Source organism: Mycobacterium sp. E3298, from assembly GCF_001666895.1.
GTDB lineage: Bacteria > Actinomycetota > Actinomycetes > Mycobacteriales > Mycobacteriaceae > Mycobacterium.
Genome location: NZ_LZJB01000074.1, coordinates 1 through 3,998 on the forward strand (window position 1 = coordinate 1; position 3,998 = coordinate 3,998).

Sequence of the window (3,998 nt, forward strand, 5' to 3'; positions counted from 1 at the left end):
GTGCACGGCCTCGTCGCGGATGATCAGCCGGATCATGTCGGCGGTGTTGGTCAGCTTGGCCCGGCTCGACCAGTACATCGGCAGGTAGAAGCCGGAGTAGAACAGGAAGCTTTCGAGCAGCGTCGAGGCCACCTTGCGCTTGAGCGGCTCGTCGCCCTTGTAGTACTGCATGACGATCTCGGCCTTGCGCTGCAGGTTGGGGTTCTCCTCCGACCAGCGGAACGCGTCATCGATCTCGGCGGTCGAGCACAGCGTGGAAAAGATGTTGCTGTAGCTGCGGGCGTGCACCGACTCCATGAAGGCGATGTTGGTGTAGACGGCCTCCTCGTGCGGGGTCAGCGCGTCGGGGATGAGGCTGACCGCCCCGACCGTGCCCTGGATGGTGTCCAGCAGCGTCAACCCGGTGAACACCCGCATGGTCAGTTGCTTCTCGCCGGCCGTCAGCGTCGCCCACGACGGCAGGTCGTTGGACACCGGCACCTTCTCCGGCAACCAGAAGTTTCCGGTCAGCCGGTCCCAGACCTCGGCGTCCTTCTCGTCCTGCAGCCGGTTCCAGTTGATCGCCGAAACGCGGTCAATCAGCTTCATGTTTTCGGTCACCAGAACCCCACTTCACACGCCGTTTTGCCTGAGGGACGTCAGGCTCCAAACACTACCCCTGGGGTACGACAACGGGGCGGAACACAAGAAGTTGTGTTTTGCGTGTCGTGCCCGGGCGCCGCGTTCGATGTCACTTCCTCAAGTATTGCGCGATTGCCGGGCCATGCGAGGAGACGCTACCCAAGCGGCCGGTCTCGATGTACCATTTGGTACATGCTTACCGAAGACAGCATTGAGATCGACGCGCCACCGCAGCGGGTGTGGGATGTCTTCAGCGACGTCCAGCGCTGGCCCGAATGGACCGCCTCCGTGACGTCGCTGGTCGGCCGGGACGGGCCCGCGCTCGCAGTCGGCAGACGCTTCGCGATCAAGCAGCCCGGCATGGCGAAGCTGATCTGGAAGGTCACCGAGATCCACCCGGGCTCATCGTGGACGTGGGTCCAGCGCTCCCCCGGTGTGCTGGTGAGCGCCCGGCACGACGTCACCGCGCTGCCCGGCGGCCGCACCCTGGTACGTCAGCAACTGGATCAGCGCGGTGTGCTCGGCGCACTGGTCGGACGGCTGATGACCACCAAGACCAAGCGATTCCTCAAATTGGAGGCGCAAGGACTCAAGGCCCGGTCTGAGCAACTCAGCCGCGCCGATGGCGCGCACTGAAGATTCCGAACGGCGCCGGCAGCTGCTCGACGCACTCGTCACCGAGTTCGCGGCGGGCGGCGTGGGCGACCGATCGTTGCGGGACGTAGCCGCCGCGGTGGGCACCAGCCATCGAATGCTGCTGCACCACTTCGGGTCTCGCGAGGACATGCTGTTGGCTGTCGTCGAGGAAGTGGAGCGCCGCCAGATGGGCGCCCTGGCCGACCTACCCCGGACACCGGCCGAGGGCTTCGCCGCCATGTGGGCCGACGTCCGCCGACCCGAGCTTCGCCAAGCCGAACGCCTCTTCTTCGAGTGCTATGCCCGCGCCGCCCAGGGCGAAAGACCATTCGACCGAATGGTTCCCGGCGCGGTCGACGGGTGGCTCACGGAAATCGGGGCGCTGGACGGCGATTCGGACCCCGCGCTGGCCCGGCTCGGGCTCGCCGTGATCCGCGGCCTGCTGCTCGATCTCGCCGCCACCGACGACGACGCCGGCGTCGACGCCGCCGCGCAAGCTTTCGCCAGCCTGCTGCGCCGCTGAGCTACTCGGCTTTCGGCAGCACCGAGATGAGTGTGTCCACAAGCTCTTCGGCGTTGGTGTGCCACTTGTCCAAGTCCATGTGACCGCTCAAATCCAATCCCGTGATCCCGTGGGCACTGGTCAAGAGCAACGCCCCATAACGCCGGGCGTGCTCAGGACCCGTGATCCGGCCAATGATGTCGAGAAACAGATCCTGCGCGCGTTCGGCCACCCGCATCGCCTCCGTCGGATCTCCCGGCGGCGGGGTGAACATCAGCCGGTACAGATGCGGTCGCGCGCGGCCCAACTCGATCAGCGCGAGCAGACCCGAGCGCAGGGACTCCTCGGGCGGATCGTCGCTATCGACCAATGCCTGTAGCAAGTCACCCAATTCGCTCAGGGCGTCAGTGGCCAGGACCGCAAGCAGCGATTCCTTGTCGGCGAAGTGGCGATACGCCGCCGAGCGGGAAACCCCGGCCCGGGCGCCTACCTCGCGCAACGTGACGGCCTCGACGCCGCCGAGGTCGAGAAGCGCGCCGGCCGCCTCGAGCAGCGAGCGGCGCGTTGCCGCAGCCGTCTCCGCTCGTGTCGCCATCCGCCGAGCATAAGCGGAGACTTCAGTTGACACTGTCAACTGAACCAGTTAGGTTCAGTTGACAGTGTCAACTCAAAGGCTCGGATGCCGAATGGAGACCGTGATGACTTCCCCGCATTCCACCGACCGCAATCAGCTGATCGTCGTGACCGGCGCATCCACCGGCATGGGTGCCGCTACCGCGAGATTGTTGGCCCGCAATGGTTTTCATGTGCTCGCCGGTGTGCGTCGCGACGTCGACGCGGACGCGCTGCGGGCCGAGCGCATCGAACCGCACATCTTGGACATCACCGTCGAGTCGGACGTCGTCGCGATGGCCGATCGTGTCGCGAATGATCCACTGCGCCGCCCCCTTCGCGCGCTGGTCAACAACGCCGGGATCGCGATCAACGCGCCGGTCGAGACGCTGCCGATTGCGCAGTGGCGCAAGCAGTTCGAGGTCAACCTGTTCGGACACATCGCGATGACTCAGGCGCTGCTGCCGGCCCTGTTGGACGGCAAGGGCACCGTCGTGAACATAAGTTCCGTCGGCGGGAAGGTCGTCTTGCCGACGTACGGCGCATACGCCGGTTCGAAGTTCGCGCTCGAGGCGGTCAGCGACGCCCTGCGCCGCGAGGTCGGAGGTCTCGGGGTCAAGGTCGTCGTCGTCGAACCCGGCGCGGTCAAGACCGAAATGGCCGAGCGGGGAATCGCCACCGCGGAGGCCCTGATGGCCGACATGTCCCCTGCCCAGCTCGCACGCTACGACGCGCTCGCAGCGGCCGTCACCGCCCAAGCCCGATCGTTCGGCGAGGACGGCGTCCCGGCCGAACACGCCGCCGAGGTGATCGTGAAGGCGGCGACCGCGTCTCGCCCCCGGACCCGCTACACCATCGGGCGCGACGCCGCGATCCTCACGCGGGTCAGCCGTGTCGTGTCCGACCGGGTGCTGGATCGCATCGTGCGCCTTAGCCTTCGCTCATTCGCGAAGGGGTCGGAGTCAAGCGAACGGCGCAGCGCCGCAACCACCTCGGCCGGCGCCTAGCCGGTCGGACGGGTTCGCCGATCAGCCGGAGGTGTGGACGATCAGGACGTCGGTCTTGGCCCTGCGGGAGACTTCTGACGGGACCGATCCCAGTAGCCGCCCCGCGACGCTGCTGAGGCCGACGTTGCCGACAACCAGCAGGTCGGCATCGACCTCCTCGGCGAGCTGCACCAGCGCGTTGATGGGGGGACCGACGATGGCCCTCTCCTCCACGTTCTTGGCCCCGGCCTGGTGCGCCCGCTCCCTGGCGTTCTGCAAAATCGCGTAGAACGGGGCGTGTCCCAGCGTCCGGTAGTCCTGACCGTGGTCACTCCCCGGCGGGATGGCGTAGCGGCCGCGTTCCTCGGGAACCGGGAGATGCGCCGTCGCGACGATCAATGTCGCGCCGTGATCCGCGGCCGTCGCGGCGGCGCGCTCCACCGCACGGAGCGACGACTCCGAGCCATCGGTGCCGACCACAACGATCTGATAAGCGCACATTCCTCACTGAGTGTAGGCCCTGGACGCGCTCCCCGGCAGTCGTCGCGCGACCACCGCGGCTCAGCCCTGTGCGGCCGCCGCGACGCGCTTGGCGCCCGACCCGTTGCCGAAGAACTCGTACTCCTCGGGCTTGACCGAGC

General features: G+C 67.0%; 6 protein-coding genes. 3 read left to right on the forward strand and 3 right to left on the reverse strand.

Annotated features, from left to right (window positions below; translation table 11 throughout):
* Window positions 1-600: ribonucleotide-diphosphate reductase subunit beta (locus A9X05_RS03080; protein WP_197498893.1), on the reverse strand; the 600-nt coding region annotated here is incomplete at its 3' end.
* Between the two features lie 213 nt (window positions 601-813).
* On the opposite strand from A9X05_RS03080, the gene A9X05_RS03085 reads away from it, so the two are divergent.
* Together A9X05_RS03085 and A9X05_RS03090 are read left to right on the forward strand one after the other, a co-directional pair.
* Window positions 814-1,257, forward strand: a complete 444-nt coding sequence (locus A9X05_RS03085; RefSeq protein ID WP_067756558.1) for an SRPBCC family protein — start codon at window positions 814-816, stop codon at window positions 1,255-1,257.
* The gene (locus tag A9X05_RS03090; RefSeq protein WP_067756561.1) at window positions 1,244-1,780 is read left to right on the forward strand and encodes a TetR/AcrR family transcriptional regulator; all 537 of its coding nucleotides are present in this window, start codon (window positions 1,244-1,246) and stop codon (window positions 1,778-1,780) included. The genes A9X05_RS03085 and A9X05_RS03090 overlap by 14 nt, the downstream gene beginning before the upstream one ends.
* Before the next feature lies 1 nt (window position 1,781).
* Here the strand turns inward: A9X05_RS03090 and A9X05_RS03095 are convergent, their stop codons facing one another.
* Window positions 1,782-2,354: a TetR/AcrR family transcriptional regulator gene (locus tag A9X05_RS03095; RefSeq protein ID WP_067756571.1), complete on the reverse strand. Its 573-nt coding sequence runs from the start codon at window positions 2,352-2,354 to the stop codon at window positions 1,782-1,784.
* Between the two features lie 103 nt (window positions 2,355-2,457).
* Here A9X05_RS03095 and A9X05_RS03100 point away from each other — a divergent pair, with 103 nt between their 5' ends.
* Window positions 2,458-3,378, forward strand: a complete 921-nt coding sequence (locus A9X05_RS03100) for an SDR family NAD(P)-dependent oxidoreductase (RefSeq protein ID WP_067756633.1) — start codon at window positions 2,458-2,460, stop codon at window positions 3,376-3,378.
* A gap of 21 nt (window positions 3,379-3,399) precedes the next feature.
* Here A9X05_RS03100 and A9X05_RS03105 read toward each other — a convergent pair whose 3' ends face one another.
* Window positions 3,400-3,858, reverse strand: coding sequence for a universal stress protein (locus A9X05_RS03105; RefSeq protein WP_067756574.1), 459 nt, complete (start codon window positions 3,856-3,858; stop codon window positions 3,400-3,402).
* Window positions 3,859-3,998: the final 140 nt, after the last annotated feature.

What these genes read in the sequence shown, in the direction of transcription:
- A9X05_RS03085 (WP_067756558.1), top strand. Translation starts at nt 814, where the DNA reads ATGCTTACCGAAGACAGCATTGAGATCGACGCGCCACCGCAGCGGGTG.
- A9X05_RS03095 (WP_067756571.1), bottom strand. Translation starts at nt 2,354, where the DNA reads ATGGCGACACGAGCGGAGACGGCTGCGGCAACGCGCCGCTCGCTGCTC.
- A9X05_RS03105 (WP_067756574.1), bottom strand. Translation starts at nt 3,858, where the DNA reads ATGTGCGCTTATCAGATCGTTGTGGTCGGCACCGATGGCTCGGAGTCG.
- A9X05_RS03100 (WP_067756633.1), top strand. Translation starts at nt 2,458, where the DNA reads ATGACTTCCCCGCATTCCACCGACCGCAATCAGCTGATCGTCGTGACC.
- A9X05_RS03090 (WP_067756561.1), top strand. Translation starts at nt 1,244, where the DNA reads ATGGCGCGCACTGAAGATTCCGAACGGCGCCGGCAGCTGCTCGACGCA.